Here is a 25,652-nt window from a genome sequence, read left to right as displayed (position 1 = left end):
ATGCAGCCCGTGGCGCTCCGCGTCACATTCCGAAGCGGACGCAGGGCGTCCATTGAGGCGTTACCACGCAGAACGTGGGAACGATCATTTTTTACGTCGTTTCAGACTGGCGGCAATCGCCACTCGATCGGTGTTTCACCATTCTGCTCAAGAAACTTGTTGGTGCGACTGAAGTGCCCGCAACCGAGAAAGCCGCGATAGGCGGACAGCGGTGACGGGTGCACCGAGGTCAGGACCAGGTGCTTGGTGGCGTCGATCAGTTTCTGTTTGCTCTGGGCATGCGCGCCCCACAGCAAAAACACCAGATGCGGTTGATGCTCGCTGGCCAGTTCGATGATCCTGTCGGTGAAATGCTGCCAGCCCTTGCCCGCATGGGCGTTGGCAGTGGCGCGCTCCACGGTCATGGTGGTATTGAGCATCAGCACCCCCTGGTCGGCCCAGCTTTGCAGGCAGCCGTGGCTTGGGATGTCGATGTTCAGGTCGCGCTTGAGCTCTTTATAGATGTTCAACAGCGAAGGCGGTGTCGGGATGCCCGGCTGCACCGAGAAGCACAGGCCATGGGCCTGGCCCGGGCCGTGATACGGGTCTTGTCCCAGGATGACGACTTTGACCTTGTCCAGCGGCGTGGAGTTGAGGGCATTGAAGATCATCGGTCCTGGCGGATAGATCTCTTTGCCGGCAGCGTTTTCCTGCCGCAGAAACTCGCGCAGCTCTGCCATGTAGGGCTGGTCGAACTCGGCACGCAGCGCGTCCTTCCAGCCCGGTTCGAGTTTGATACGGTCGTCAGCAGTCATGGTTACATCCAAGATTTCAATGGGGCGAACCCTAGGAAAGCTAACTGCGCTTGTCAATTGATCTGACACGGATCCAGCACTTTCCCACGCAACGATCATACTGAATCTTCAAATCAGTCATCGAGGTCAAAATGAACCTGCACTTCGAAGAACTCACCGGCACGGACGGCGCGCGCATCGGCATTGCCAGCCTGGATGCCGAAGACGCCCTCAATGCCCTCTCGTTGCCGATGATCAGGGCCTTGAGCGACCAACTGGACGCCTGGGCCAAAGAACCGCAGATCGTTTGCGTGCTGCTGCGCGGCAACGGGGCCAAGGCGTTTTGCGCCGGAGGGGAAGTGCGCGGCCTGGTGGAGGCCTGTCGCGCCCACCCTGGCGAGGTGCCACCGCTGGCCGCTCAATTCTTCGCGGCGGAGTATCGACTGGACTTTCACCTGCACACCTATCCAAAACCGCTGATCTGCTGGGGCCATGGCTATGTGCTCGGCGGCGGCTTGGGCTTGCTGCAAGGTGCCAGCATCCGCATCGTCACCCCCAGCAGCCGCCTGGCGATGCCCGAGATCAGTATCGGCCTGTATCCGGACGTGGGCGCCAGTTGGTTCCTGTCACGCCTGCCCGGCAAGCTCGGCCTGTTTCTCGGCCTGACCGGCGCTCACCTCAACGGCCGCGATGCCATTGACCTGGACCTGGCTGACCGTTTCCTGCTGGACGATCAACAGGAAGCACTGATCGAAGGCCTGCTGCAGCTCAACTGGCAGGAGCAGACGCCGATGCAACTCAACAGCCTGCTCAAGGCCTTGCAGCAAGAGGCGCTTGGGCACATGCCCGAAGCACAATGGCTGCCGCGACGCCAGCAGATCGATGAGTGGCTCGACGTCAGCGACGTCCGCTGCGCCTGGCGGGCGATCAGCCTGTTGCGCGATCACTGTGACGTGCTGCTGGCCCGTGCGGCGAAACAGCTGCATGAAGGCTGCCCGCTGACCGCTCATCTGGTCTGGGAGCAGATTCGCCGCGCCCGGCACCTGTCACTGGCCGAGGTATTCCAGATGGAATACACCCTGAGCCTCAATTGCTGCCGACACCCGGAATTCAGCGAGGGCGTTCGTGCACGGCTGATCGACAAGGACCAGAAGCCGCACTGGCATTGGCCGGACATCAACGCAATACCCGATGCCGTGATCGAGGCGCATTTTCACAAGGTGTGGGAAGGTCGACATCCGTTGGCGGACCTGTCGGATGTTTGAAGTACCCGGGATAGACAAGCGGCGCTGAATGCGCCGCTTGTGCGTTGCAAGGCTCAGCGGTTACGCCCGCCTCTGTCGCCCCGACCATCATGGTCGCCATGCCTGCCGTGTTCACGCCCGCCATGCCCGCCGTCGCTATCCCATTGGCGATGACGCGGGCTGCCGTATTGGTTGCTCCATCCCTGTTGATGATGGCCGTCCCAGCCACGGTTCGGGTAGGACCGATAGACCGCTCGCGGCGCCTGGTAATAGCGGGGCGATGACTGATAGTAACGGGGAGCCGCCTGGTAGTAACGAGGCGCGGCCTGGTAATAGCGCACTGACGGGTAGTACCGCGTGGACTGCGAGTAATAGCTGCGTGGATAGGTGTAATAGCTACGCGGATAAACGTAATTCGGTCCACCCGCATAGTAAGCCGGTGCCGGCGAAGAATAGACCTCCGAGCTGTAGTAGCTGGAACCTCCATCGTAGTAAGGAACGCACGCAGTAAGACTCAAACTCATCGAAGCAATCAGAAGAAGTCGGCGATACATGGCGGCCTCCTGGACCGCGAAAACGCCCTACCAGCGACGCTGGTCGGCGACAGTCAAATGAGCTGACTGACGCAATATCTGACATCGAAATCGGAATCTGGTGCGCCACCGCAACACGTTGATACATGTCATCCGTCGACTCATTCGCCCCATGCCGGCGTAGCCTGCTGGCACATTGAGCCCGCACAACGCTGGCGATCAACAGCGGCGACGATTGGGCGAAAATACCCGCGTTTCCTGTCCACGGTACCGCTAGAATGCGCCGACTGAACCCCTGCCAACCGGACTATCGGGCCGTTACACTCTGCAACCCGATGGCACCCAAGCCCCCATCATGGGGTGCACTGGGCCAAGCCCCCCGTACCCAATCGAACCGGCTCACAGATACCCACTCCATTGATGAATAAACCTGACTTTTGCCCGGCCTGTGGCGCCCGCAACGGCTGCAGCCTGGCTGACCCACGAACCGCCGACCGGGCCTGCTGGTGCTACGGCGTGACGATCGACCCGGCCGTACTGCTAGCCCTGCCCGCCGGACTGCGCGACCAATCGTGCCTGTGCCCGCGCTGTGCCCGGGTCGAGGCGCAGTTGCAGGCGGCCGGCGCGTCTATCGAGTAAGATGCGCGCCCTTTCCCGATCTGCCGACCGTCATGCGCGTTGACCGTTTTCTCAGCAACCTGCCCCGCTTCAACCGTAAACAGGTGCGCCTGCTGTTGGTGGAACGGCGGGTCAAGGTCGACGGGCAGGTGGTCAGCGACCCGCATTTCGAAGTGCGCGAGTTCAGCTGCGTCGAGTGCGACGGCGAGGTGCTGCAAGCCGGCAAACCACCGCGCTACTTCATGCTGCACAAACCCCAGGGCTGCGTCAGTGCCACCCGCGACCCCGAGCACCCGACCGTCCTCGACCTGATCCATGAACCCGACAAGGACGACCTGCACATCGCCGGGCGCCTGGACTTCAACACCACCGGACTGATGCTGATCACCAATGACGGCAGTTGGTCGCGACGCTTGACCCAGCCGCAGACCAAACTGCCGAAGCTCTACTACGTCGAGACCGAGCAGCCGATCACCCCCGACTATGCACAGACCTTCGCCCAAGGCCTGTACTTTGCCTACGAAGACCTGACCACCCAGCCTGCCGAGTTGGTGGTGCTGGCGTCCCGCTGCGCAAGGTTGAGCATCGTTGAAGGCCGTTATCATCAGGTGAAACGGATGTTTGGCCACTTCGACAACAAGGTGTTGCGCTTGCATCGCGAGCAGATGGGTCCGTTGGTGCTGGACAGCCGGTTAAAACCGGGCGAATACCGCCCACTCACGGCCGCCGAAATCGCCTTGATCTGATCGCGGGACCGCCGGGCAAAATTTGTCGAACAATTCACAAACGGCACTTGCGCGATAGCGCTCTCCCTGCTTGAATCAAACCGTCGGCCGAATTGTGACCGGCAAGTCACCTATAACGTCCAAGAAACTTTTTGTCGGCAGAGAGCCTCAAGGCTCCACCTCCCCCGACAGACTGCCCGCCAATAACAACACCCGTCGACCAGGCCTCACCGGATCGACATGGGCCCTCAATCTCAGGCGTATGCCTACCTGTCATATATCCCGTGCACACTCAGTTGCGCGCATATACACGCTTGCCAGGAGTCCTAGGACATGAGGCCAGAAATCGCTGTGCTGGATATACAAGGTCAGTATCGGGTTTACACGGAGTTCTATCGCGCAGACGCCGCAGAAAAGACCATTATCTTGGTCAACGGCTCAATGGCCACCACTGCATCGTTTGCACAGACCGTGAAAAACCTGTATCCGCAGTTCAACGTGGTGCTGTATGACCAACCCTACGCGGGCAAGTCCAAAGCCCACAACCGACACGAGAAAATGCTCACCAAGGAAGTCGAAGGGCAGATTCTGCTGGAGCTCATCGACCACTTCGCCGCCGAGCATGTGCTGTCGTTTTCGTGGGGCGGTGCCGCCACGCTGCTCGCCCTCGCGCAACGCCCACGGCGAATCGAGAAAGCCGTGGTCAGTTCGTTCTCGCCGGTGATCAACGAGCCGATGCGCGACTACCTTGAACGGGGTGTCGATTACCTCGGCAACCTGGAGCGCGATCGTGTCGGGCACCTGGTCAATGACACCATCGGCAAACACCTGCCATCCCTGTTCAAGCGCTTCAACCATCGCCACGTCAGCAACCTGGCCGAACACGAATACGGGCAGATGCACTTCCACATCAGCCAGGTCCTCAACAGCGACCGGCTGTGCTACCTCAAAGCGGCCAAGCAAATCGATGTTCCGGTGCTGTTCATGAACGGCGAATGGGACGAGTACACCGCCGCCAGCGATGCCCAACTGTTCGCCAATCATGTGCAATGCAGTACGTTCAGTACTCTCCAGGCCACCGGGCACTTTCTCGACATGGAGCACAAAGCTGCCTGCCGAGACAGCCGCCATGCACTGCTGGGCTTCCTGAAACCGGCGCACCACGAAGGCCGAACGCGTTCCAACTTCATTCAGGACCACCATGCATTGGCCATTTGAAACAACGTCCTCGCGAGCAACCTCGCCCCACAGGTAATCTCATTACCTGCAGGATCGAGGCTTGCTCGCGACAGACCGCTCACGACTTCAAAGCCTGCCCCCTCACCCCCATCGCCTGCGCCAAACCGGTCGCCGACGACGTCTTGCCGTGCCGGTAGAAACCCCGTAACCGCAGATATTGCAAAGAAAAACTTCAGTTTTCCTGCCACATCTGGTACAAAGTCAGCCGCTCTGAGCGGGTGTCGTATAATGGCATTACTCCAGCTTCCCAAGCTGATAACGAGGGTTCGATTCCCTTCACCCGCTCCAATCGAATTTGATCTCACGTCAAGGTGCTTTTGACGGGGGATGCAGGAATACAAAAAACCGGTCCACGTGGCCGGTTTTTTGTGGGCGGGATTTGGAGCGCTGCTCCGGCCGAGCGATTTGACAGAAACCTGCCGCCCCTCCCTGAAATAGATGCAAGCCTTCTCCAGAGCCGGGCGATCCAGAAAAAAACACGCCCCCTTTTCTCGCCACTGGATATTGACCACGACAACCTGGCGTGATAGCGGGTGCTATACTTCCTTCGGATTGCATGAAGTGTGCAACGTCCCCCATGGGTACAGATACCGACTGCAATTCTCAGTCAACGGTTGCAGGACAGAGGAGGTCTGCAGCAAACACGAGATGGGAGGTGTGCCATGAATCGACACTATTACATCAGTGACAATCTCGACGATCTTGAAACCGTTGAAACCGAATTGGAAGCCGGCGGCATCAATACCGAACAAATTCATGTGCTCAGTGAAGAAGTTGCCGATGTTGAAAAACATCACCTCCACGAAGTTAACTCGTTAATGAAACAAGATGCTGTTCACTCTGGCGAGATTGGGGCGGTGATCGGTGTGCCACTCGCGGCGCTGGTCCTGGGTGGCGCCTATTGGATGGGCTGGACCGAATCCGCCGCAGGCTGGGTACCTTTTATCTTCCTTGCCTTTGTTATATTGGGCTTCTGCATCTGGGAAGGCGGTTTTTTTGGGTTCCAGGTGCCGAACACTCACTTCCGCAATTTCAAACAGGTGGTCGATGAGGGCAAACATATCTTCTTCGTGGATGTCGAACCGGGCCAGGAATCGGTACTGGACCGGGTAATCGAACATCATCCAATGCTGAAGATCGCCGGCACGGGAGCGGCAGCCCCCCACTGGACAGTCGCCTGGCAGCACAAATGGCATCAGTTCAAGCGAGTGATATCGGGTTAGCCCCTGGAAGCTTGAGGCGATCCGGTAGTTGCTTATTGGCCTTGGCCGAAGAAAACCACTCGACTGAGGAAAACATAGTCTGCCTCGGAGGCCATCAGTCCGAGGAGCACCAGTAAACACAACGGTGGCACCAATATGGCGTAGACCATGGCCAACCGTTCCCAGGCCATATGCATGAAGATGGAGACAATCAGACCTGCCTTCAACAACATGAAAGTGATAATCAGGGACCACCTGAGGTAGCCCTGGAAGTGAAAGTAGTCGACCAGATACGACAGTGTGCTGAGGACGAATAACAGCCCCCATATTTTAAGGTACAAACTGATTGGATGTTGCTGACCCTGAGCATGCGCCATCACCCGTGCTCCTCTACCACAAATAGAAGAAAGCAAAAATAAACACCCACACCAAGTCCACGAAGTGCCAGTAAAGCCCGGCAATCTCGACGATCTGATAGTTTCCGGAGCGCTCATAATCTCCCCGCAATACTTTCAGCGCCACGATGCTGAGGTAGATGACGCCGATTGACACGTGCAGTCCGTGGAAACCGGTGATCATGAAAAAGCTGGCACCAAATTGCGCCGCCCCCATGGGGTTCCCCCAGGGACGCACCCCTTCTGCGATGAGCTTGCTCCATTCAAATGCCTGCATGCCGACGAAGGTCGCCCCCAGGGCTGCGGTCGCCAGCATCAGGGCAGTGGTTTTCGCGCGATCACGGCGATAGGCGAAATTGACGGCCATGGCCATGGTGCCGCTGCTACTGATCAGCACAAAGGTCATGATGGCGATCAGAATAAGTGGGATTGCTCTACCGCCGATCGTCAATGCGAACACTTCACTGGGGTTCGGCCAAGGGACGGTGATGGTCATGCGTACCGACATGTAGCCGATTAAAAAACAGGCGAAGATAAACGTATCGCTGAGCAGGAATATCCACATCATCGCCTTGCCCCAGGGGACCTGCTTGAAAGCCTCCCTATCCGAGGACCAGTCGCTGGCGATGCCCTGCCATCCCGGTGCAGGCAGCACGCTGGGTGGATTGGATGAAGGGGATTCGCCTGGGGCTGGTGGGTCCGATGCCATGGTTTTTCACCTCAGGCCGCAGAATCTGGCGATGGCTTCATAGGTTTCCGGCGTGCTGGTCAGCAGCGCGAATAGCACGAACCAAAGACCCAGTAAGTAATGCCAATAGATGGCACAGAGTTCTATGCTGGCGCTGAGTTGTGGCAACGGCACGCGACGCAGGAACTTGGTGACGGTTCTGCTCCAGGCTATCAACCCGCCCAGCAGGTGGAGCCCATGCAGGCCGGTCAACAGGTAGAAGAAGCTGTTGGCCGGATTGCTGGCGACAAAGTAGCCCCAGACGACAAACTGCTGCCAGACCCAGAGTTGTCCCGCCAGAAAGGCAATTGCAAATACGCCCCCCCATGCAAAGCCAATGACAGTTGCGCCCAGCCGAGCCTTTCGGGCGGCCATTCGCGACCACTGCAGTGCGATGCAACTGAACACCAGAAAAGCCGAATTCAGCCATAGCTGCCATGGATTGGCCAGCGGCGCCAAGGGCTCTGTCAGGGGTAGCCAGTCGGCCATTTGCGAGCGAGCGACAAAGGCAATCAGGAACAGAAAGAATAACGAGCTGACCACCACCAGAAACAAGCGCAGGCCTATTCTTGCGGTCCTATCGGCACTCTCGGCGGCCTGAATGCCCTCGGGATCGCGACTCCAACCGCCACCGGGGTCAGCGACGCCGGAGTTTCTCAATAGCAGCCTGTTCATGTTTTAACATCCGCTATCCTGGTTCCGGCACTGAGTTGGCGCATATGCTCCAGCTCCTCGGCGGAGACCGTTTGCGGAACGAAATCCTGCTCGATCCCCGGCACACTGTAGTCATAGGCCCAGCGATGCACGACAGGCAGCGTCGCTCCCCAGTTACCGTGTTTCGGCGGGGTTTCCGGCGTTTGCCATTCCAGACTGGCCGCCCCCCATGGATTACTGCCTGCCGGCTTGCCTTTAAATACACTCCAGGCCAGGTTGAACACGAACAGCAATTGGGAAACACCGACGGTCAATGCGACCACCGTAATGAAGGCATTCAAGTCTTGCGCCGACTGCGGGATGAACGCGTAGTTTTCATAGGCGTAGTAGCGGCGCGGCATGCCCTGGAAACCCAGGTAGTGCATGGGGAAGAAGATGGCGTAGGTGCCCAGAAAGGTAATCCAGAAATGCAGCTTGCCCAGGGTGTCGTTCAACATGCGCCCGGTGACTTTCGGGAACCAATGATAAATGCCGCCGAACACCACCAGTACCGGTGCGACCCCCATGACCATATGAAAATGGGCCACGACGAAATAGGTGTCCGAGAGCGGAATATCCACGATCACATTGCCGAGAAACAACCCGGTCAGCCCGCCGACCAGGAAGGTGACGATAAAGGCCAGGGCAAACAGCATCGGCACAGTCAGATGGATGTCGCCCCGCCACAGGGTCAGCACCCAGTTGTAGACTTTCAGCGCAGTCGGCACCGCGATGATCAAGGTGGTGATGGCGAAGAAAAAGCCAAAGTACGGGTTCATTCCACTGACATACATATGGTGCGCCCACACCACAAAACTGAGTACGCCAATCGCAATAATGGCCCACACCATCATTCGGTAGCCGAAGATATTTTTACGCGCATGCGTGCTGATCAAGTCGGAGACCAGGCCAAACGCAGGGAGCGCAACGATGTAGACCTCCGGGTGGCCGAAGAACCAGAACAGGTGCTGGAACAATATTGGGCTGCCACCCTGGTGATCGAGCTGCTGCCCCAGCGAGATCATCGCCGGCATGAAGAAGCTGGTGCCCAACAGCTTGTCAAACAGCATCATGACCGCACTGACAAACAACGCCGGGAAAGCCAGCAAGGCCATAATCGAGGCCATGAAGATGCCCCATACGGAGAGCGGCATGCGAAACAATGTCATGCCGTGCGTGCGCGCCTGCAGCACCGTGGTGACGTAGTTCAACCCGCCCATGGTGGCGGCGACAATGAAAATCGCCAGTGAGACGAGCATCAGCACGATGCCCCACTCGACCCCTGGTGTCCCCTGAGTAATGGACTGTGGCGGATAAAGCGTCCAGCCCGAACCGGTGGGGCCACCAGGGACAAAGAAACTGGAGAGCAATACCAGTACCGCTACTAGATAGAACCAGTAACTCAGCATGTTGACATAGGGGAAGACCATGTCGCGGGCGCCCACCATCAGCGGGATCAGATAGTTGCCGAAGCCGCCCAGAAACAAGGCCGTCAGCAAGTAAATGACCATGATCATGCCGTGCATGGTCATCGCCTGATAGTAAGCACTGGCGTCCATGAACGCCAAACTACCGGGGAAGCCTATCTGCATGCGCATCAAGCCGGACAACACCACAGCGATAAGGCCCACGAAAATAGCCGTCAAGGAATATTGAATGGCTATGACCTTGTGGTCCTGACTCCAGATGTATTTCGTCAGGAAGCTTTTGGGTTCGTGCAGTGCTTCTGTTTCGGCTTGCTCCGCATAGGCCATCACGTCATCCTCCTGTCGAAGTTTCGGTGTATTCCTGGCTCCTTTACGGCTCCTTTCCTGGCTCCGCCTTGCTCGCACCAGCGTCGGCATTCGCTTTGGATTTGATAAAAGCGATCAGTGCGTTCAACTCCTTGTCACTTGGAGCAAAGGCCGGCATGACGGCTGCATAGCCCTTGACGATTTTGCCGCCGGGATTAACAACCGAATCCTTTAGATAGCCCTCATCGACCTTGATACTCGTACCGTCGGCAAGGGCTTCTGTCTTGCCGAACAAGCCCTGCCAACTGGGGCCGACGCCCTTACTGCCATCGACACTGTGGCAGGCCAGACAGCCAAGCGACTCGGCCAGCCGCTGTCCCTGCGTCGCCAAGTCTTCACCTGGGCCCGACGCTTCGCCAGTAGAAAGCTCATCGTCTTGCCGTGCAGCACCCAGTGATTTGATCAGGGCGACGAGAGCACCCAGTTCGTCGTCATTGAGAGTATAGGCCACCATCACCGGCGGGTAGCCCTGTACCAGTCGGGCCTTCGGCTCGAGGATCGACTCTTTCAGGTAGGCCTCATCGACCAGCACATGGGTGCCATCGGCAAGCTGTTCAGTGCGGCCATACAGCCCCTTCCATCCCGGGCCGAGACTGGCGCTGCCATCCTGGCTGTGGCAGGCACCGCAGCCGTATGTTTCGACCAACTGGCGGCCTTTTTCCAGCACGCTGTCCCGACTGGGCTTGGCAGCTGTCGTCAATGACTGGGCAAACGTCGGTTGGCTATTCAGCCATTGAACGAAGGCGTCCCGTTCTTCCACGATCATATGGCCACGCATGTTGTAATGACCTAGACCACAATATTCAGCGCAAAGGACTTCATATTTCCCGGTTTTAGTTGGCGTAAACCAAAAGTGCGACACCATCCCTGGCACCATGTCCATCTTGCTGCGAATTTGCGGCACATAGAAATTGTGCAGCACATCTTTAGAGCGCAGTAAAACTTTCACTGGCTGATCGAGTGGAAGGTGAACTTCATTGTTTCGTATCAGAACATCGTCCTGCCCGGCAGGATCCTTGGGATCAAGGCCGAAGGGATTGGCCGAATCAACAAACTTGATATCCGATCTGCCCAGTTTCCCGTCCTGGCCGGGAAAACGAAAGGCCCACTGCCACTGCTGGGCGACCACTTCAAGTTCATACGCATTTTTCGGCACCCGGATGAAATCGTTGTAAACAACCAGACCCGGCGCCAACATCGCGGCAATACCTACCGAGGTGACGATAATCAACCATAGTTCCAGTTTTTTACTTTCTGGCTGGTAGTGCGCCCTGACACCCTCCTTGTGACGATAACGCATCACGGCGACCGCCATAAATACCGTGATGGCGATGAAAAAGATTCCGCTAATGACCAGGGTGATGAACAGGGTGGTGTCTATTGACCCCCAGTTGGAGGCTGCCGGTGTCGCCTGCCAAGGCGCTAGTACATGGAATAGCACTGATGCAATAACGATTAGTATCAAGATAATTGCTACTGCCATTTCCTCTTCATCCTATTCCTGTTGTTCATTGGTTATGCAAAAGCATCGCCACTGACGTCCAAGCAGGGCAGACAATGACCACCCATCCGGGCGGAAAAGTCAGTAAGGAGTATAGAGCCATCGGGTTGTACCGTGAGGTCGGCAAGCGAGGCCCGGCTACCCGCTATACTGAATTTCTGATGATGGACGGCAGATAGCTACAGAACCCAGCAATCCACATGGGAGGTTTCGTCATGAGTGCCCTGACGATCGAAGGCTGGTGCAAAACCAGCGATGCCCAAAAGTCCGCCCCGATCGGGGAAGTCCATTTCTACGTCGATGGACCTCTCCATCTCCGCCTGGAGGAGGCCGAAGAACGCCTGCAGAAGACCCACGAGCCTGAAGCCATGGTCGATGTCGATATGGACACGATGGAGTTGATCATGCCCGAGGGCTACGGCCCCTTGTCCGACTGTCAAATGCGCGTCTACTTGCACGACGAACGCGGTCAGTTTCATCTGGTCGGGCACCGTGCGAGCGATGGCAGCTTGGTCTACACCAACGCGGTGTTGATTGATCAGCTGCTTGAGTAACGACTACGCGATTCTGCGCATCGGTTTACCTCTGTGGGGAGTGCGGTGCTGAAACTCACCTTTTGAAAAGAGTCAGACAATGACTCTTTGAGTCCAGGCTATGTAAAAACGCGGCACCCTCCCTCAACCGCCATACCTCGCTGTGATTCCTACACTGATCCCGACCATTCATCACCTGATCCGCCAGACCTGGTGGTTATAGTGTTGATAACAGCACTTCAGTAGGTATAGTAACCACCTACACAGTACAGGGACGTGATGTGAATAGCCGATACTTGATCACCCAAATCGTCGCAGACGGCTGGTACCTGGTACGGGTCAGGGGCAGTCACCACCACTTCAAGCACCCAACCAAGCCTGGACTGGTGACTGTTCCGCATCCGAAAAAGGACTTATTGACCAAGACGGCCGTGAGCATCCTGCAACAGGCCTTGCTGTACTGAATCGGCGCACGGCAACCAGAGGACAATGAACATGCTTTACCCGATTGCGATTTCAATGGGCGATGACACACACGCCTGGGGCGTTGAAGTACCGGATATTCCGGGATGCTTCTCGGCCGGTGATGACCTGGACGATGCCATCGCCATGGCTCGGGAGGCCATCGAGGGTCACTTCGAGATCCTCGCCGAAGACGGCTCGGCGATTCCGTCGGCCAACAAAGTCACCCTGCATGCGGCCAATCCGCAATACGCCGGTGTCACCTGGGCACTGGTGGACATCGACGTCACCAAGTACCTGGGCAAAGCGCAGAAACTCAACATCACCCTGCCCGGTTATCTGCTGACCCGCATCGACGAATACGTGCTGCATCACCCGGAAGAAAAAAGCCGCTCCGGCTTTCTGGCCTCGGCGGCGTTGAAGGTGTTGCAGCAGGGCTGATCGCCCTTAGCGGGTCGCGACGATGAAGACGCGCGGGAATGGCAACAGCACCGAGCCATCGGCCAGTTCCGGGAAGAAGGGCTCGATTGCCTCCAGGTACTGCGCCAGGTAGCGATTTTTCTCCGTCTCGCCAAGCGGTTCCAGAAACGGTCGCAGACCACTGCCCTTGAACCACTCGACCACTGCTGCGGGGCCACCCGCCAGCGGGTGATGGTAGGTGGTGCGCCATACATCGACCCGCGAGCTGCTGGTACAGAGCATCTGGTAGTAGGTCGTGGCATCGTCCAGGGTCGTGCGCTGTCCGGCGATGTCCGCCAGCTTGCCCGCCCATGGGCCGTTGGCGGCGACTTCGCGCATCATGCGGTGCGCGGGTTGCTCGAGGTTGTCAGGCATCTGGATCGCCAGGCTGCCCCCTGGCGCGAGCTTGGCCACCAGTGATGGCAGCAGCGTGCCGTGGTCGGGCAACCACTGGAGCACAGCGTTGGCGAAGATCACATCGAACGGGCCAGGCTCGCTCCAGGTCGCGATATCCGTGGTGTCGAAACGTACACTCGGCAAGCGCTTGCGAGCGGACTCGATCATGTCGGCAGAACTGTCGATGCCACGGACCGAGGCATCGGCAAAACGCTGTACCAGCAACTCGGTGGAGTTTCCGGGGCCGCAACCGATGTCGATCACCGAACGCGCATCCCGGTTGGGGATTGCAGCCAGCAGATCACGCGCCGGGCGCGTGCGCTCATCTTCGAAAGCCACGTACTGTTTGGCGGACCAACTCATCGCATACTCCTGTCACCGATCAGGACGGGAGCGAGGCGCCAGACTCAGCGTTTCGCTCGCGGGGCGCCAGTAAGCGACGGCCCCGGCAACTTCGTCAAGCGGCAGTAACCGGTTGAAACATCTGCGCCACGCAACCGACGACGAGCCAAATGCCTACAAAAATCCGTTCTGAATGCTGCATTCCTTATCGCAAACCCGAAAAAAACCGACCACTCGTCGAGCTGCTCACCCGCTGTTTTGACAGTATCAAGTAGGCACCTATAGTGCAGACGCGGCCTGTTGGAAGGAACCCGAGCCGTCACTTTTGTAGGTAAGGAGCAAGGCCAGCTCGTGCCCTGTGATCGGTGGGTTCCAGTAGTAGCGCTTACGGCAGCCGCAAGGCTAGCAAGCGATATGGTGTCTGGCAGAGGTCAGGCGCTCACTATGAAAACAAGGAGCTTTACTATGTCTCGAGTCACGGATGTGCTTGTTTCGATCGACACTGAAACCATTCTGAAAAACTACCCGGGCATCAGCAAAAACCCCGCAGCGCCAACGATGATCGATGTCAATCACGTATACATGGTTACCAATCAGAACAACGTGATCAATGGCCAGGCGGGTGGTGAACTCAACCTGAGGGCCCAGGTGGGTGACCTGATTCGCTGGCGCGAAACCAGTCTGTCGCAGAGCTTTGAAACGGCGGTAATTTTCTACAAGTTCATCGGCAACGTGGGTAACGAGCTGATCTCCACCCCTGTCCCACGCAAGGCCACCGCCTGCGTTGCGGTACCCAATACCAGCAACCCGTCAGTACCCAGCTGCCAGAAAGTCGATAACCACTACTGGTCATCGGAAACACTGGCATGCGGCAGTGTGACCTATCACTTCAACTTCCTGATCGTGGACCGCGATTGCAAGATTGTCGGTTGCTGTTCGTGGGATCCGTTCATCACCATCCGCAACTGATCCGGGCGGCCCCTTGGCAACAAGGGGTCGCACCTTCGTCGCTCGCCCTGACAAGAACGGAATGTCTTACAAAGGCCGAAGCGGTGACCGCATTCCCCTACATCATGAAAGGAATCCGTGATGTCCACAGATACTTGCGCAACCTCGCCACTCCCACTTGAGCAAGCGACCAATCTGCTACTGATCATCGACGCTGAAACCCTGCTGACTCGTTACTCCCAGCCAAGCCTTGATCCACAGCGTCCGACCATGATTGAGGACGGTTTTATTTTCAGCGTGGGCGCTAGCAGCTCCGACCATGAACTGATCATCCCCCTCTCAGGCGCCCTCCACCTGCGCGGTCGCACCGTGGGTCTGCATGCCGAACACAGCGTGGTGCTCTACAACCTTACCGTGGGAGATACTGGTGTGCTCGAACCACCCCAACTGGTGGTGCACAGTCAGTTGCCCCTGCCCGCACCCAACCCCGAAATCCCCACCGAACCGCTGACCGGAAAAGCCAACGATCACTATTGGCGCTGCCGCCCATTGAGTCCGGGTGTCGAGCGCTGCGAGCTGGGTTTCATGTTGGTGGACAGCAACTGTGAGGTGCTGGGGTACTTCGGGTGGGAGGTTGAGGTGACGGTGTCGGGCTGAATGCCGGGACATCAAGCGACGGGAGGCGCTGAGAATGCGCAGCCGCGACCAGGACGAAGAAGGAATGATCCCTCTGGAAAGCACACCGGCGGCTGACAGGCGCAGCAGTACTTGAATCAGTGCCAACGCGTATTAACGACTCGCCGGCAAAGCCCTGGCCATTTGCAGATGATGCTCAAGCGTGGGCAAGGTTTCTTCGACGAAAGCCTTGATCTCCGGTACGTCGGTGGTGCTCGCTTCTCGCTGCAGGTGTTCGATAGTGTGCTCGGTGGTTTTCACCTGGCTGGCGGTGTAGGCCGAATCGAACGACTCGCCATCCTGGATGTGCGGTATCAAGGTCTTGGCCTTGCTCATCACCTCTTCCCGTGACGCCACCGGCAGGTCGAGTTTCCTGGCGATTTTCGCCAGGTGCTGGTTGGCCGTGGTGCGGTCGTTGATCACTACAATGGTGTAGTCCTTGATCGCCTTGGACTCGGTTTTCTGGTGCGCCATACGGCTGGCTTCAATATCCGCCATGCCTTGGGCCGAGGCCTCGTTGATGAATTCGACCGGTGATTCGGCCAATGCGCTGCGGGCACCAAGCCCCAGTAGCACGGCAAGACAGATGGTCGATAGTCGGCTGGCCACCATGATCATGGTCGCGCCCTCCTTGAACAGACAGATGAGTGCAGTGGGTGCCCCCACTTGTCTTCAGAAGGCAAAACCAGGCAAAGGTTTAGCTCATTGGTACTGACAGCGACGAACGGTTCCCCGAACCCGATCAGGCGCGATCCAGATGCTCACTCAAGCGTTTGGCGGCGTACATGGCTTCATCGGCATGCTTGAACAGTTGCTTCTCTTCGGTGCCGTGCTCGGGGTACAGCGCCACGCCAATGCTCGGCAGGATGTTCAGGCTATGGCTGTCCAGGCGCATGGGTTGAGCCAGCACCTGGCGGATCTTGATCGCCACCCGCGCGGCATCTTCAGCGGCCTGGACACTGTCGAGCAACACGACGAACTCATCGCCGCCAATGCGTGCCACCGTGTCGGACTCACGTACACAGCCTTGTAGCCGATTGGCCACCGCTTGCAGCAACATGTCGCCAACGCCGTGACCGTAGGTGTCGTTGACCTGCTTGAAATCATCCAGGTCGACGTACAGCAGCGCCATGCGTCCCAGGTCCCGCTTGGCTTTGCCCAAGGCCGAGGCCATGCGCTCGCGCAGCAACTCGCGATTGGGCAAGCGAGTCAGGTGGTCGTGCTGGGCCATGTATTGCAGACGGCTGTGCAACTGCTTGCGCTCAATGGCCGCCGCGACCTGGGCACACACGTACTGCAGCAACTCCTTGTCGCGCTCGGTGTAGTGCACGTCACCGGGCATGCTTTTGACGATCAAGGCGCCAATGGTGCCTTTTTGCGAGCTCAGGGGCACCCCCAGCCAGCACGGGGCGTCCTGATCGCTGACGACAGCGGAACCATCGGACACCGCGAATGGCTGCTCGGGTGTCACCAGCACCGGTTGCCCGGAGCGGATCACCTCGGCGCACAGCCTCCCGGTCACACTGAACTCGGGATCACACTCGTGATGATCGACATGATAGGGAAAGTTCAGTTGTTCGCAGTGCTCGTCATAGAGCGCCACCGAAAAGTTCAGCGCCGGCAACCACTCGCCGATCAACTGGTGGATACGCTTGAACAGTGCCAGCAAATCCTCTGCGGCATGGGCGGCTTCGGAGATTGCATACAAGGCCGCCTGCCGGGACTCGGCCAGCTTGCGCTCGGTGATGTCGCGGGCCACGGCGATGCGCAATTGATCGACCTCGGACCAGCGCGCCGACCACATGATATGCACCACCTGGCCGTCCTTGCGCAGGTAACGGTTTTCGAAATTGGGGTTCGGTTGGCCGCGCATGATTTCCCGGGCAGCGTCCAGCGTCCGCTGACGGTCGGCCGGGTGCACCATTTCGATCATCTGTTGGCCGATCAGTTCGTCCTGGGTGTAGCCGAACACTTGCTCGCAGGAAGCACTGACAAAGACAAAGCGTCCCTGGCTGTCGACGGCACACACGACGTCAAGCAACAGATCGATGTAACTGGCCAGCGGTGCGGAATTTCTGGTGGTCATTTTGGATGGATACTGTCCAAAAATGCAGCTATGAGTATCAGTCCATGGACCTGGCAATCCCTGGGCACGGGTGCCTCGTTGCAGCTGACGCAGCCTTGCGTTCAGCCTCCAGCCTTGTGTGCCAGCAGGCCTGGCACCGCGTGCAGCAGGGCGTTGATGGCGAAACCGATGAACATTACCCCGCAAATCCGGGTAATTGCCAGCTCATGACGCTGATACAGCGAGCGCACCCGACGAGCGCCCACGATCCCGATCAGAATAGCGTATGCCGCGATACCGCCAAGGAAGCTCAGGGCGATCAGCCACGGCAGCATTGACCAGTGCAGCAACTCGGCGCGGCTGGACAGCAACGCGGTAAACGTCGCCACGGCCACCGGGTACGCCTTGGGATTGGTCAGGCCGAACATGATCCCGTGCCAGAACGGCTGGCGCGCCGGTCCTTGCACCGTGTCGCCGCTGCCGGGGCGGCTTCGGATCGCCCGCACGCCCAACCAGAACAGGTACAGGCCACTGAGCACCCCGAGCACGTCAAACGCGCTGCTGCCGATTTCCCGCGCACCGACAATGGCGATCAACGCCGTGCTGCACCAGACCACATCGCCCAACAAGTGACCACAGAGAAACCCCGCGCCCGCGCGCCGGCCTCGGGTGGCACCGATCCCGAAAACCGCGAGCACACCCGGCCCCGGGGTAATGCCGTAGATAAAACCCGAGGCAAGTACGGCGAACAACAATGAAGGCGTCATCGGTTAACACTCCCTGTAAGGCCATCCAGGCCATGACGGCGTGCTGGAATGCGCTTTTTTATCACAAGCCCAGGCAGTGCCTGTAACCATAAAAACTCAGAAGGTCATGACCTGAAGTCATACCTCACCCGCCGCGTCGATGCCGGGCGTTACGCGGTGAAGATCTTCATCCCGGCATAGGGCCGCTGGCGACAGGCCTCAAGCCGTGATGCCAGGTCACCGACGTGGGCTTCAAGCTGATGCCCATCGGGGTCCAGGAAATAGAACGACTCGCCTTCGCTGCGGTTGTCTCGCCACTCTGGCACGGCGGCCGTTCGCAAGCGCGCGACGAACACCGGGAAATCGTCGACCCCCAGGCTGAAGGCGTAATGGGTGTAATCGGCAGCGACGCCAGGCTCACGCCTGGGGTCAAGCGACAGGCACAACCACAACCCTGGCAACGACAGATAGGCACCGTGGTCCCAGGTGGCGTCGAGGCGCAGCTGCAGCAGGCCATGATAAAACGCCAGGCTGCGCTCCAGATCGGTGACCGCCAGGGTCAGGTGGTTGAGGCCGTGGAGCATGCTGGGTACCTCGGAGTGATGTTTTGAATCAAAGCCCTGGGCGCAACAGACGAGCGGGACTAGTTCCGCCTCCCTGACTGCAATGTAGTATGTTGTATTACAAACCACTACATCGAGACAGCCATGTCCGTCATGTCTTTGCGCCTGCCAGACGAAATTGCCGACACCCTCGCCAGCCTGGCCAAAGCGACAGGTCGGAGTAAATCCTTCCTGGCCGTCGATGCGCTTCGTGAGTACCTGGCTCGAGAAACCTGGCAAATCGAAGAAATCCAGCAGGCTTTGAAAGAGGCTGATGCCGGAGATTTTGCCAGTGATGAAGAAGTCAGTGCCCTCACCGGCAAGTGGACTGGTAATGCGCGTTGAGTGGCTGAGAAGCGCACTCAAAAATATTGATGACGAAGCCACTTACCTTGCCCTGGAAAATCCGAAGGCGGCAACCGACTTCGTCAAAGCCATCTTCGCCAGTGTCGAGCAGCTCTCCCGATTTCCGGCCATGGGTCGTGAGGGCCGCCTGTCCGGCACTCGAGAGTGGGTGCTACCCGACCGCCCCTATCTCATCCCTTATCGTGTTCGCCAAGGCAAGCTTCAAGTACTACGCGTGTTCCATACCCGTCGCTTACCGCCCGGAGCATGGTAGGTCACGGTCATAGACCCTGCATCTCCTTGGGAACCACATACTGCCGACCGTCATAGCGTAGTGTCGTCAGCACCGTCTTGCCCACCGTTTCCTTGTATTCACAGTCATCGCTCCCCACCTGATTCTGCGTGTCGGTGGTCACCGACCTGACGATCAGGTCGGCAAAGCCATGGCTGCTGGTCTTGGCCATGTCCAGGGTGCGCTTGGTGTGGCTGAATTCGCCGGCGCAGTTGGTATCCCACTCGCCGTTGCTGGATTCGATCACCAACTGTTCAAGGACCGGGCGCAACACGTTGCCTTCACGCACATACAGCGACAGGATGGCTTGCTCGAAGGGATTGGCACGCGATGAACCGGTGAAGCCGGCACGCACGCCGAATGCCCGCAGATCGGAGGTGAGTTTATAGCGCGCGGTGTCGATGCTCAGCCCATCGAAGCGCACGGCATCGGAGCTGTACACCGATGCCTGGGCGTAACGGGCCAGCGGCTTGCCGTCGATGTTGGACATCACGGCCAGTTTCAGGTCGTACATGCCCATGCCATCCGGCGCATCGCTGAGGGTGGGGTCCGGCTCGATCTGCGACAGCGCGGTGATGGTCTGGCCATCGTAGGCCGGCCAGTCCTTGCACACCGAGTAGCCCGGCACGCCCTCGGGCAACAGCGGTTTTTCACATTCGGCATAGGCCTGGGTTGCGCTCAGCGCACCACTCATTGCCACGCAGCCCAGCCAGCGGTATTTCAAGGTCATTCCGTGTTCCTTGTGTACGTATGAATCAAACAGTCAGCCGTGCACTATCGCCTGCCCGACCTGTCGATTCAACCAGTTCAATGCCGGGTCACCTCCCCGGCGGCCATGCCAGGCGAGCACGAAGGTAAATGGGGGGATGTGAAACGGGGGCGGCAGGATCACCAATTGCGACTGATCGATACCCTGCAGGCCACGGGCGGCGACGGTGAGGATCAGGTCGGTTGTACGAATCAATTGTGGGGCCACGCTCCAGTGCGGCAGGCTGACGGTGACGTGGCGACGCTCGCCAAGGGTGGTCAGCGCGCGCTCGATTTCCGGGGTGCCGCTGCCACGCATTTCCAACAGGACATGGGGTCGGGCGAGATAGGTCGGCAGGTCGAGCGTGCCGCTGGCCGGCAAGCTGTCGCGATCCACCAGGCAGGCAAACCGTTCCTCGAACAGTGGCGTCGAGCGCAACTCGTTGGGCAGTTCGGGAAACACCCCGGCGGCCAGGTCGATATCGCCGTTGAGCACGCCTTCCAGCATGCCTTCGCGACTGGCGTGGCTGATTTGCAGGTCGATGCCCGGAGCCTCATGGCGCAAGGTACGGATCAATCCCGGCAGGACTAGGGCCGCGCCGTAGTCGGACATCGCCAGGCGGAACCTGCGTTTGGCTGAAGCGGGGTCAAAAGCGTTGGGCGCCAACAACGCCTGGACCTGCGACAGCGCTTCGCGCAGTGGCGCGACCAGTTCCAGCGCACGCGGGGTGGCAACCAGCCCGGCACCGGCACGCACCAGCAAGGGATCACCCAGCATGTCACGCAGCCGCGCCAGCGCGTGGCTGACCGCCGGCTGGCTGAGATGAAGGCGCTCGGCCGCGCGCGTCACGTGCTGCTCGCTGAGCAAGGCGTCGAGGATCACCAGCAGGTTCAAGTCGATACGGCGCAGATCATTCATCCGATGCATGTTCTGGATAGCTATTTGGAATTTAAATCTGCGCGACGAATACCTTAGAGTCCAGCAAAACCTGTTGGAGAAACTTCATGAGTACCCTGCATTGGGCCGGACTGTTGCTACTCGCGGTGATCGCCGGTGCCGTGGTGCCCTTTCAAAGCGCGATCAACGCCAACCTCAGTCGCGGCCTCGGCCATCCCTTGTGGGCGACCCTTGCGTCGTTGCTGGTGAGTATGGCGGTGTTGTTGCCGGTGATCATCGCCCTGCGTTTACCGCTACCGTCCCTGGGGTTCATCAGTAAAGCGCCCCTGTGGATGTGGGCTGGCGGTGCCTTCGGGGTGTGCTTCATTGCCCTGGCCTTGATGCTGCTTCCCAAACTGGGGGCATCAGGGTTCATTGCCCTGGCGCTGAGCGGGCAGGTGGTGGCGTCGCTGGTGCTGGATCACTTCGGGTTGTTCGGGCTGGTGGAGCGGCATCTGACCCTGCCGAAGCTGCTCGGCGCGACCATGCTGATTGCCGGGGTGGTGTTGATTCAATGCAGCACCAGCCCCGCCAGAGCCCTGCTGCCGGACCCGTGATCCAGCCCCCTGCTCCACGGTTCCGGCGTAAGCCGCTACGGGCGCCAGCCTGGCCACTGGCGCTGATGAGCGTGGCCCTGGCGGTGACAGCCATGGGCTGAACCGTCAGAACGCGTTGCGGAAAATCTCTTCGATCTGCCGCTGATCCGCCGCCCGTGGATTGGTCAGGCCACAGGCATCTTTCAGCGCATTGGCCGCGAGGAGCGGGACGTCTTGCAGCTTGGCCCCAAGGTCGCGCAAACCGGCTGGAATCTCCACGTCCCGGGACAATTCACGGATCGCTGCGATAGCCGCCTCAGCACCCTCCTGCGGGTTGAGACCACGGGTCTCGACACCCAGTGCATGGGCCACCACCGCCAGGCGTTCAGCACAGATCGCGGCGTTGAAGCTTTGCACGTGAGGCAACAGCACCGCGTTGCACACGCCATGGGGCAAGTCGTAAAGGCCGCCCAACTGGTGGGCCATTGCATGGACAAACCCCAGGGACGCGTTGTTGAACGCCATGCCCGCGAGGAACTGCGCGTAAGCCATGTTCTCCCGGACGATCATGTCGCTGCCGTCGCGCACCGCCAGGCGTAAATTGCGACTGATCAGCTCGATGGCTTTCAGCGCGCAGGCATCGGTGATCGGATTGGCGGCGGTGGAGACATAGGCTTCGATGGCGTGGGTCAAGGCGTCCATGCCGGTGGCGGCGGTCAGGCCCTTGGGCATGGCGGCCATCAGGGCAGGGTCGTTGACCGACAATAGTGGCGTGATATTGCGGTCGACGATGGCCATTTTCACGTGGCGTGATTCGTCGGTGATGATGCAGAAGCGGGTCATTTCACTGGCGGTGCCGGCGGTGGTGTTAATGGCAATCAACGGCAGCTGTGGCTTGGCGGACCGGTCGACACCTTCGTAGTCGGCGATCTTGCCGCCATTGGTGGCGCACAGGGCGATGCCCTTGGCGCAGTCGTGGGGCGAGCCGCCGCCCAGGGACACCACGAAATCGCATTCGCTGCGCTGCAGCAGTTCCAGGCCGCTCTCCACATTGGCGATGCTCGGGTTGGGCTTGGCGCCGTCGAACACCACGGAATCAATGTCCTGCATCGCCAGTTTTTCGGCGATCAGGCTGGCCACGCCCGCTTCGGCCAGGCCTGTGTCAGTCACGATCAGGGCCTTGCGAAACCCGTAGTTGCCGATGGCAATCATGGCTTCGTCGAGGCAACCGGTGCCCATGATGTTCACGGCGGGAATGAAAAATGTGCTGGTCACGGCGATTCCTCCTCGATAGACCGAACCGTCACTCCTGATTCGGCGGATACCTTAAGGATCGACCCATCGCTCACCGCGCATCTTGATCTGGCTCAACACCCGGTCGTGATAAAGTCTGCGCCCTGCCCCCACCCGCTTGAGAAGACCGACGCGATGACCGAGTTCCAGGATGTTGATGCCCACCTAGAAGACTGGAAGGCGTTGCGTGCAACCACCCCGTTCAGTGCCCTGCTGGTGGGCAACGGTGCCAGTCGCGCGGTGTGGGATGACTTCGGTTACGACTCGCTGTTCGAAAACGCCCGCACGGTGGAGGAAAAGCCGTTGAGCCCGTCCGAGCTGAGTGTGTTCGAGGCGATGCAGACCCGCAGTTTCGAACAAGTGCTGGGCGCACTGAAAACCACCAGCCGGGTCAACAAGGCCCTGGCCGTCAGCTCCGCGGCACCGCGCAATCGTTACTACGCGATCAAGGAAGCGCTGATCAACACCGTGCATGCGGTGCACATTCCCTGGCGCCTGGTGCAGGCCTCAAGCCTGGCGATGATCAGTCAGGAGTTGAGTTGCTACCCGACGGTGTTCACCACCAACTATGACCTGCTCAATTACTGGGCAATCCAGCACCAGCCCGACGGCATCAGCGACCTGTTTCATGGCACTGGGCCGAGCTTCGACCTGAGCGCCAGCACCACCGAAAAGACCCGCCTGCTGTACCTGCACGGTGGCCTGCACCTGGTGCGCAACCAGGACGGCACCGCGCGCAAACTGACCTCCACCGAGGGCACACTGCTGGGCAGCTTTGCGATCAATAACACGATCAAGACCCTGGACGATGTGCCGCTATTCGTCAGCGAAGGCAGCAGCGAAGACAAGCTCAAGACCATCCGCAGTTCGGATTACCTGTCGTTCTGCTACGACCAGTTGCTGCATCAGCACGATGGGTTGTGCATCTTCGGTCACAGCCTCGGCAAGCAGGACGCGCACCTCATTCACGCCTTGCGCCAGGCCAGGCCGAACACCGTGGCGATCTCAATCTATCCACGCAGCGCGGCCTTTATCCAGAGCCAGAAGCGGCATTACGCAAAGGTGTTTGAGGGAACGGGGGTTGAGTTGCGGTTTTTCGATTCGAAGTCGCACGCACTGGGTAACCCGCTGCTGACGGTGCCGGTCGAGGCCTGACACTGTCACTGTCACTGTGGCGAGGGAGCTTGCTCCCGCTGGACTGCAAAGCAGTCCTGAAATCGGCAACCCGAGCCTGCCAGACACTCCGCACATGCAGGTTTTGCGGCCGCTGCGCGACCGAGCGGGAGCAAGCTCCCTCGCCACAAGGGCGCGCGCGGCATAACCCGATCACTCCTCGCTGCTGTGCACCACCACCAGCAACTGCGCCTGCACCTCGCCCACCGAGCGCAGGCGGTGGGGTTTTTGCGCGTTGAAGTGCAGCGCATCCCCCCGATCCAGGATCACCCGCTCGTTCATGAAATCGACTTCGACCTGGCCCTCATGGACAAACAGGAACTCCTCCCCCAGGTGCTCCTTGAAGGTCTTGTCACTGAACTCCTTGGGCGGGTAGATGATGAAAGGCAACAGGCTGCGTTCACTGACCTGATGAGCCAGTACCGCGTAACCCGGCGCCTGGTCATTGGCCGCCAGTGACTGTCGCTCATGGGCGCGCACCAGGCTGTAGCTGTCGAGGCTGATCGCGTCCTCGGAGAACAACTCCTCGACCTTGACGTTCAGCGCCTTGGCCAGTTTCAGCGCCGCCGCAATGGACGGAGTGTTGAGCCCGCGCTCGACTTTCGACAGATAGCTCTTGGTCATGCCGGATTTTTCGGCCAGGGCCTCTAGCGTAATGCCGAGCTTTTTTCTCAATAATTTCAAACGGATAGACATGTGGAGCCATTAATCCATCAAGGAGGCAACGATTAATCCTTGCCAATGACACAAAGTGTCATATAGCCTCTTAAGTGTCACATGTGATCACCCAACGACCTTGCGAGCAGCGGGAGAACCACATCCGACGTCCATTGATCACAACAAAGGACACCTGATATGGCCAAGACATTAGCACTACCTAAAGAGCAACTCATCAAGCAGGCGCTTTCGCAGATGCAAAGCACCCTGGCGGATAATACGTGGACTGACCGGCAAAAGCTGGCGCTGACCTGCCGCATTCTGTTCGAGAACGGTCACGACTCGGGGCTGGCCGGGCAAATCACCGCCCGCGGCCCACAACCGGGCACCTACTACACCCAGCAACTGGGCCTGGGTTTCGACGAAATCACCGCGAGCAACCTGCTGCTGGTCAACGAAGACCTGGAAGTGCTGGAAGGCCACGGCATGCCGAACCCGGCCAACCGTTTCCACAGCTGGGTCTACCGCGCCCGCCCGGACGTGAACTGCATCATCCACACGCACCCGACCCACATCGCCGCCTTGTCGATGCTGGAGGTGCCGCTGGAAATCTCCCACATGGACCTCTGCCCGCTCTACGAGGACTGCGCCTTTCTCGAGGCGTGGCCGGGGGTACCGGTGGGCAACGAAGAAGGTGAAATCATCGCCGGGGCCCTGGGCGACAAACGCGCGATCGTGCTTGCCCACCACGGCCAGCTGTCGACCGGATGGACCATCGAGGAAGCCTGCGTGATTGCACAGTTGATCGAGCGCGCGGCCAAGCTACAGTTGCTGGCGATGTCGGCCGGCACGCTCAAGCCGATCCTGCCGGCACTCGGCCGCGAAGCCCATGACTGGATCTCCAAGCCCAAGCGCCACGGCGCGGCGTTCAACTACTACGCCCGGCAGAACCTGCGTCAACACGCCGATTGCCTGAACTGAAACCGCTCATTCGCTTAATG

General features: G+C 59.1%; 31 protein-coding genes and 1 tRNA gene. 16 read left to right on the top strand and 16 right to left on the bottom strand.

What is annotated here, in order from left to right; genetic code table 11:
* Nucleotides 1-101: 101 nt before the first annotated feature.
* Nucleotides 102-794 (bottom strand): uracil-DNA glycosylase, encoded by a 693-nt coding sequence (ung, locus tag CKW25_RS23005; RefSeq protein WP_095082844.1) that lies wholly within the window; start codon nt 792-794, stop codon nt 102-104.
* Nucleotides 795-925: 131 nt separating this feature from the next.
* On the opposite strand from ung, the gene CKW25_RS23000 reads away from it, so the two are divergent.
* Nucleotides 926-2,038, top strand: a complete 1,113-nt coding sequence (locus CKW25_RS23000; protein ID WP_095082843.1) for an enoyl-CoA hydratase/isomerase family protein — start codon at nt 926-928, stop codon at nt 2,036-2,038.
* A 53-nt stretch (nt 2,039-2,091) separates the two neighbouring features.
* Here CKW25_RS23000 and CKW25_RS22995 read toward each other — a convergent pair whose 3' ends face one another.
* Nucleotides 2,092-2,571: a hypothetical protein gene (locus CKW25_RS22995; protein WP_095082842.1), complete on the bottom strand. Its 480-nt coding sequence runs from the start codon at nt 2,569-2,571 to the stop codon at nt 2,092-2,094.
* A gap of 399 nt (nt 2,572-2,970) precedes the next feature.
* Between CKW25_RS22995 and CKW25_RS22990 the strand changes: the two genes are divergently transcribed.
* The 5 genes from CKW25_RS22990 to CKW25_RS22970 all read left to right on the top strand — a co-directional run bounded on the left by CKW25_RS22990 (nt 2,971) and on the right by CKW25_RS22970 (nt 6,355).
* Nucleotides 2,971-3,189, top strand: a complete 219-nt coding sequence (locus tag CKW25_RS22990; RefSeq protein WP_095082840.1) for a cysteine-rich CWC family protein — start codon at nt 2,971-2,973, stop codon at nt 3,187-3,189.
* A 32-nt stretch (nt 3,190-3,221) separates the two neighbouring features.
* Entirely contained in the window at nt 3,222-3,914 is a 693-nt protein-coding gene (locus CKW25_RS22985; RefSeq protein WP_095082839.1) for a pseudouridine synthase, read from the top strand.
* A 312-nt stretch (nt 3,915-4,226) separates the two neighbouring features.
* Complete coding sequence (locus CKW25_RS22980; RefSeq protein WP_095082837.1) at nt 4,227-5,111, top strand: alpha/beta fold hydrolase; 885 nt, start codon at nt 4,227-4,229, stop codon at nt 5,109-5,111.
* A 235-nt stretch (nt 5,112-5,346) separates the two neighbouring features.
* A tRNA-Gly gene (locus tag CKW25_RS22975) sits at nt 5,347-5,420 on the top strand.
* Between the two features lie 374 nt (nt 5,421-5,794).
* The gene (locus CKW25_RS22970) at nt 5,795-6,355 is read left to right on the top strand and encodes a hypothetical protein (protein ID WP_095082835.1); all 561 of its coding nucleotides are present in this window, start codon (nt 5,795-5,797) and stop codon (nt 6,353-6,355) included.
* Between the two features lie 32 nt (nt 6,356-6,387).
* Here CKW25_RS22970 and CKW25_RS22965 read toward each other — a convergent pair whose 3' ends face one another.
* The 5 genes from CKW25_RS22965 to CKW25_RS22945 are packed head-to-tail and all read right to left on the bottom strand — an operon-like array spanning nt 6,388 to nt 11,425.
* On the bottom strand, nt 6,388-6,711 hold the full coding sequence (locus CKW25_RS22965; RefSeq protein WP_095082834.1) for a cytochrome C oxidase subunit IV family protein: 324 nt from the start codon (nt 6,709-6,711) through the stop codon (nt 6,388-6,390).
* Nucleotides 6,712-6,724: 13 nt separating this feature from the next.
* The gene (locus tag CKW25_RS22960; RefSeq protein ID WP_095082833.1) at nt 6,725-7,438 is read right to left on the bottom strand and encodes a heme-copper oxidase subunit III family protein; all 714 of its coding nucleotides are present in this window, start codon (nt 7,436-7,438) and stop codon (nt 6,725-6,727) included.
* Between the two features lie 6 nt (nt 7,439-7,444).
* Entirely contained in the window at nt 7,445-8,131 is a 687-nt protein-coding gene (locus tag CKW25_RS22955) for a cytochrome c oxidase subunit 3 (RefSeq protein WP_095082831.1), read from the bottom strand.
* Nucleotides 8,128-9,903, bottom strand: a complete 1,776-nt coding sequence (gene ctaD, locus CKW25_RS22950) for a cytochrome c oxidase subunit I (protein WP_095082829.1) — start codon at nt 9,901-9,903, stop codon at nt 8,128-8,130. The genes CKW25_RS22955 and ctaD overlap by 4 nt, the downstream gene beginning before the upstream one ends.
* Nucleotides 9,904-9,946: 43 nt before the next feature.
* Nucleotides 9,947-11,425, bottom strand: coding sequence for a c-type cytochrome (locus CKW25_RS22945; protein WP_095082827.1), 1,479 nt, complete (start codon nt 11,423-11,425; stop codon nt 9,947-9,949).
* A 233-nt stretch (nt 11,426-11,658) separates the two neighbouring features.
* Here CKW25_RS22945 and CKW25_RS22940 point away from each other — a divergent pair, with 233 nt between their 5' ends.
* The 3 genes from CKW25_RS22940 to CKW25_RS22930 all read left to right on the top strand — a co-directional run bounded on the left by CKW25_RS22940 (nt 11,659) and on the right by CKW25_RS22930 (nt 12,879).
* Nucleotides 11,659-11,997 carry a hypothetical protein gene (locus CKW25_RS22940; protein ID WP_095082825.1) on the top strand — a complete coding sequence of 113 codons (339 nt, stop codon included), beginning with the start codon at nt 11,659-11,661 and terminating at the stop codon, nt 11,995-11,997.
* A gap of 260 nt (nt 11,998-12,257) precedes the next feature.
* On the top strand, nt 12,258-12,440 hold the full coding sequence (locus CKW25_RS22935; protein ID WP_095082823.1) for a type II toxin-antitoxin system HicA family toxin: 183 nt from the start codon (nt 12,258-12,260) through the stop codon (nt 12,438-12,440).
* Between the two features lie 31 nt (nt 12,441-12,471).
* Nucleotides 12,472-12,879, top strand: coding sequence for a type II toxin-antitoxin system HicB family antitoxin (locus CKW25_RS22930; protein WP_095082822.1), 408 nt, complete (start codon nt 12,472-12,474; stop codon nt 12,877-12,879).
* A gap of 6 nt (nt 12,880-12,885) precedes the next feature.
* Here CKW25_RS22930 and tam read toward each other — a convergent pair whose 3' ends face one another.
* A complete protein-coding gene (tam, locus tag CKW25_RS22925; protein WP_095082821.1) occupies nt 12,886-13,656 on the bottom strand; it encodes a trans-aconitate 2-methyltransferase in 771 nt (256 codons plus the stop codon).
* Between the two features lie 444 nt (nt 13,657-14,100).
* Here tam and CKW25_RS22920 point away from each other — a divergent pair, with 444 nt between their 5' ends.
* Both CKW25_RS22920 and CKW25_RS22915 read left to right on the top strand, forming a co-directional pair.
* Complete coding sequence (locus CKW25_RS22920; protein ID WP_095082820.1) at nt 14,101-14,604, top strand: inclusion body family protein; 504 nt, start codon at nt 14,101-14,103, stop codon at nt 14,602-14,604.
* A 120-nt stretch (nt 14,605-14,724) separates the two neighbouring features.
* Nucleotides 14,725-15,240: an AidA/PixA family protein gene (locus CKW25_RS22915; protein WP_095082819.1), complete on the top strand. Its 516-nt coding sequence runs from the start codon at nt 14,725-14,727 to the stop codon at nt 15,238-15,240.
* A gap of 132 nt (nt 15,241-15,372) precedes the next feature.
* On the opposite strand, the gene CKW25_RS22910 is transcribed toward CKW25_RS22915, so the two are convergent.
* The 4 genes from CKW25_RS22910 to CKW25_RS22895 form a co-directional block, all read right to left on the bottom strand.
* The gene (locus CKW25_RS22910; RefSeq protein WP_095082817.1) at nt 15,373-15,876 is read right to left on the bottom strand and encodes a DUF4142 domain-containing protein; all 504 of its coding nucleotides are present in this window, start codon (nt 15,874-15,876) and stop codon (nt 15,373-15,375) included.
* A gap of 124 nt (nt 15,877-16,000) precedes the next feature.
* Nucleotides 16,001-17,344 (bottom strand): GGDEF domain-containing protein, encoded by a 1,344-nt coding sequence (locus tag CKW25_RS22905; protein WP_095082816.1) that lies wholly within the window; start codon nt 17,342-17,344, stop codon nt 16,001-16,003.
* A gap of 101 nt (nt 17,345-17,445) precedes the next feature.
* Nucleotides 17,446-18,090 carry a LysE family translocator gene (locus tag CKW25_RS22900; RefSeq protein WP_095082815.1) on the bottom strand — a complete coding sequence of 215 codons (645 nt, stop codon included), beginning with the start codon at nt 18,088-18,090 and terminating at the stop codon, nt 17,446-17,448.
* A 149-nt stretch (nt 18,091-18,239) separates the two neighbouring features.
* Nucleotides 18,240-18,653 (bottom strand): VOC family protein, encoded by a 414-nt coding sequence (locus tag CKW25_RS22895; protein WP_095082813.1) that lies wholly within the window; start codon nt 18,651-18,653, stop codon nt 18,240-18,242.
* A 123-nt stretch (nt 18,654-18,776) separates the two neighbouring features.
* On the opposite strand from CKW25_RS22895, the gene CKW25_RS22890 reads away from it, so the two are divergent.
* Together CKW25_RS22890 and CKW25_RS22885 are read left to right on the top strand one after the other, a co-directional pair.
* A complete protein-coding gene (locus CKW25_RS22890; RefSeq protein WP_095082812.1) occupies nt 18,777-19,016 on the top strand; it encodes a CopG family ribbon-helix-helix protein in 240 nt (79 codons plus the stop codon).
* On the top strand, nt 19,006-19,290 hold the full coding sequence (locus CKW25_RS22885) for a type II toxin-antitoxin system RelE/ParE family toxin (RefSeq protein WP_095082810.1): 285 nt from the start codon (nt 19,006-19,008) through the stop codon (nt 19,288-19,290). The genes CKW25_RS22890 and CKW25_RS22885 overlap by 11 nt, the downstream gene beginning before the upstream one ends.
* A gap of 7 nt (nt 19,291-19,297) precedes the next feature.
* On the opposite strand, the gene CKW25_RS22880 is transcribed toward CKW25_RS22885, so the two are convergent.
* Nucleotides 19,298-20,038, bottom strand: a complete 741-nt coding sequence (locus tag CKW25_RS22880) for a hypothetical protein (protein WP_095082808.1) — start codon at nt 20,036-20,038, stop codon at nt 19,298-19,300.
* Between the two features lie 33 nt (nt 20,039-20,071).
* Entirely contained in the window at nt 20,072-20,983 is a 912-nt protein-coding gene (locus CKW25_RS22875) for a LysR family transcriptional regulator (RefSeq protein ID WP_095082806.1), read from the bottom strand.
* 77 nt (nt 20,984-21,060) lie between these two features.
* Between CKW25_RS22875 and CKW25_RS22870 the strand changes: the two genes are divergently transcribed.
* Nucleotides 21,061-21,549 (top strand): DMT family transporter, encoded by a 489-nt coding sequence (locus tag CKW25_RS22870; protein WP_095082804.1) that lies wholly within the window; start codon nt 21,061-21,063, stop codon nt 21,547-21,549.
* 105 nt (nt 21,550-21,654) lie between these two features.
* On the opposite strand, the gene yiaY is transcribed toward CKW25_RS22870, so the two are convergent.
* Complete coding sequence (yiaY, locus tag CKW25_RS22865; RefSeq protein WP_095082802.1) at nt 21,655-22,803, bottom strand: L-threonine dehydrogenase; 1,149 nt, start codon at nt 22,801-22,803, stop codon at nt 21,655-21,657.
* Between the two features lie 153 nt (nt 22,804-22,956).
* Between yiaY and CKW25_RS22860 the strand changes: the two genes are divergently transcribed.
* Nucleotides 22,957-23,976: a DUF4917 family protein gene (locus CKW25_RS22860; protein WP_095082800.1), complete on the top strand. Its 1,020-nt coding sequence runs from the start codon at nt 22,957-22,959 to the stop codon at nt 23,974-23,976.
* A gap of 171 nt (nt 23,977-24,147) precedes the next feature.
* On the opposite strand, the gene CKW25_RS22855 is transcribed toward CKW25_RS22860, so the two are convergent.
* Nucleotides 24,148-24,690, bottom strand: a complete 543-nt coding sequence (locus CKW25_RS22855) for a helix-turn-helix domain-containing protein (protein WP_095082798.1) — start codon at nt 24,688-24,690, stop codon at nt 24,148-24,150.
* A 159-nt stretch (nt 24,691-24,849) separates the two neighbouring features.
* Between CKW25_RS22855 and CKW25_RS22850 the strand changes: the two genes are divergently transcribed.
* Nucleotides 24,850-25,632: an aldolase gene (locus tag CKW25_RS22850; protein ID WP_095082796.1), complete on the top strand. Its 783-nt coding sequence runs from the start codon at nt 24,850-24,852 to the stop codon at nt 25,630-25,632.
* The last annotated feature ends 20 nt before the right edge of the window (nt 25,633-25,652 follow it).

It is taken from the genome of Pseudomonas sp. Irchel s3h17 (assembly GCF_900187505.1).
Classification (GTDB): Bacteria; Pseudomonadota; Gammaproteobacteria; order Pseudomonadales; family Pseudomonadaceae; genus Aquipseudomonas.
The sequence above is the reverse complement of the archived record's forward strand: the minus strand, read 5'-3'. Positions and strand labels throughout refer to the sequence as shown.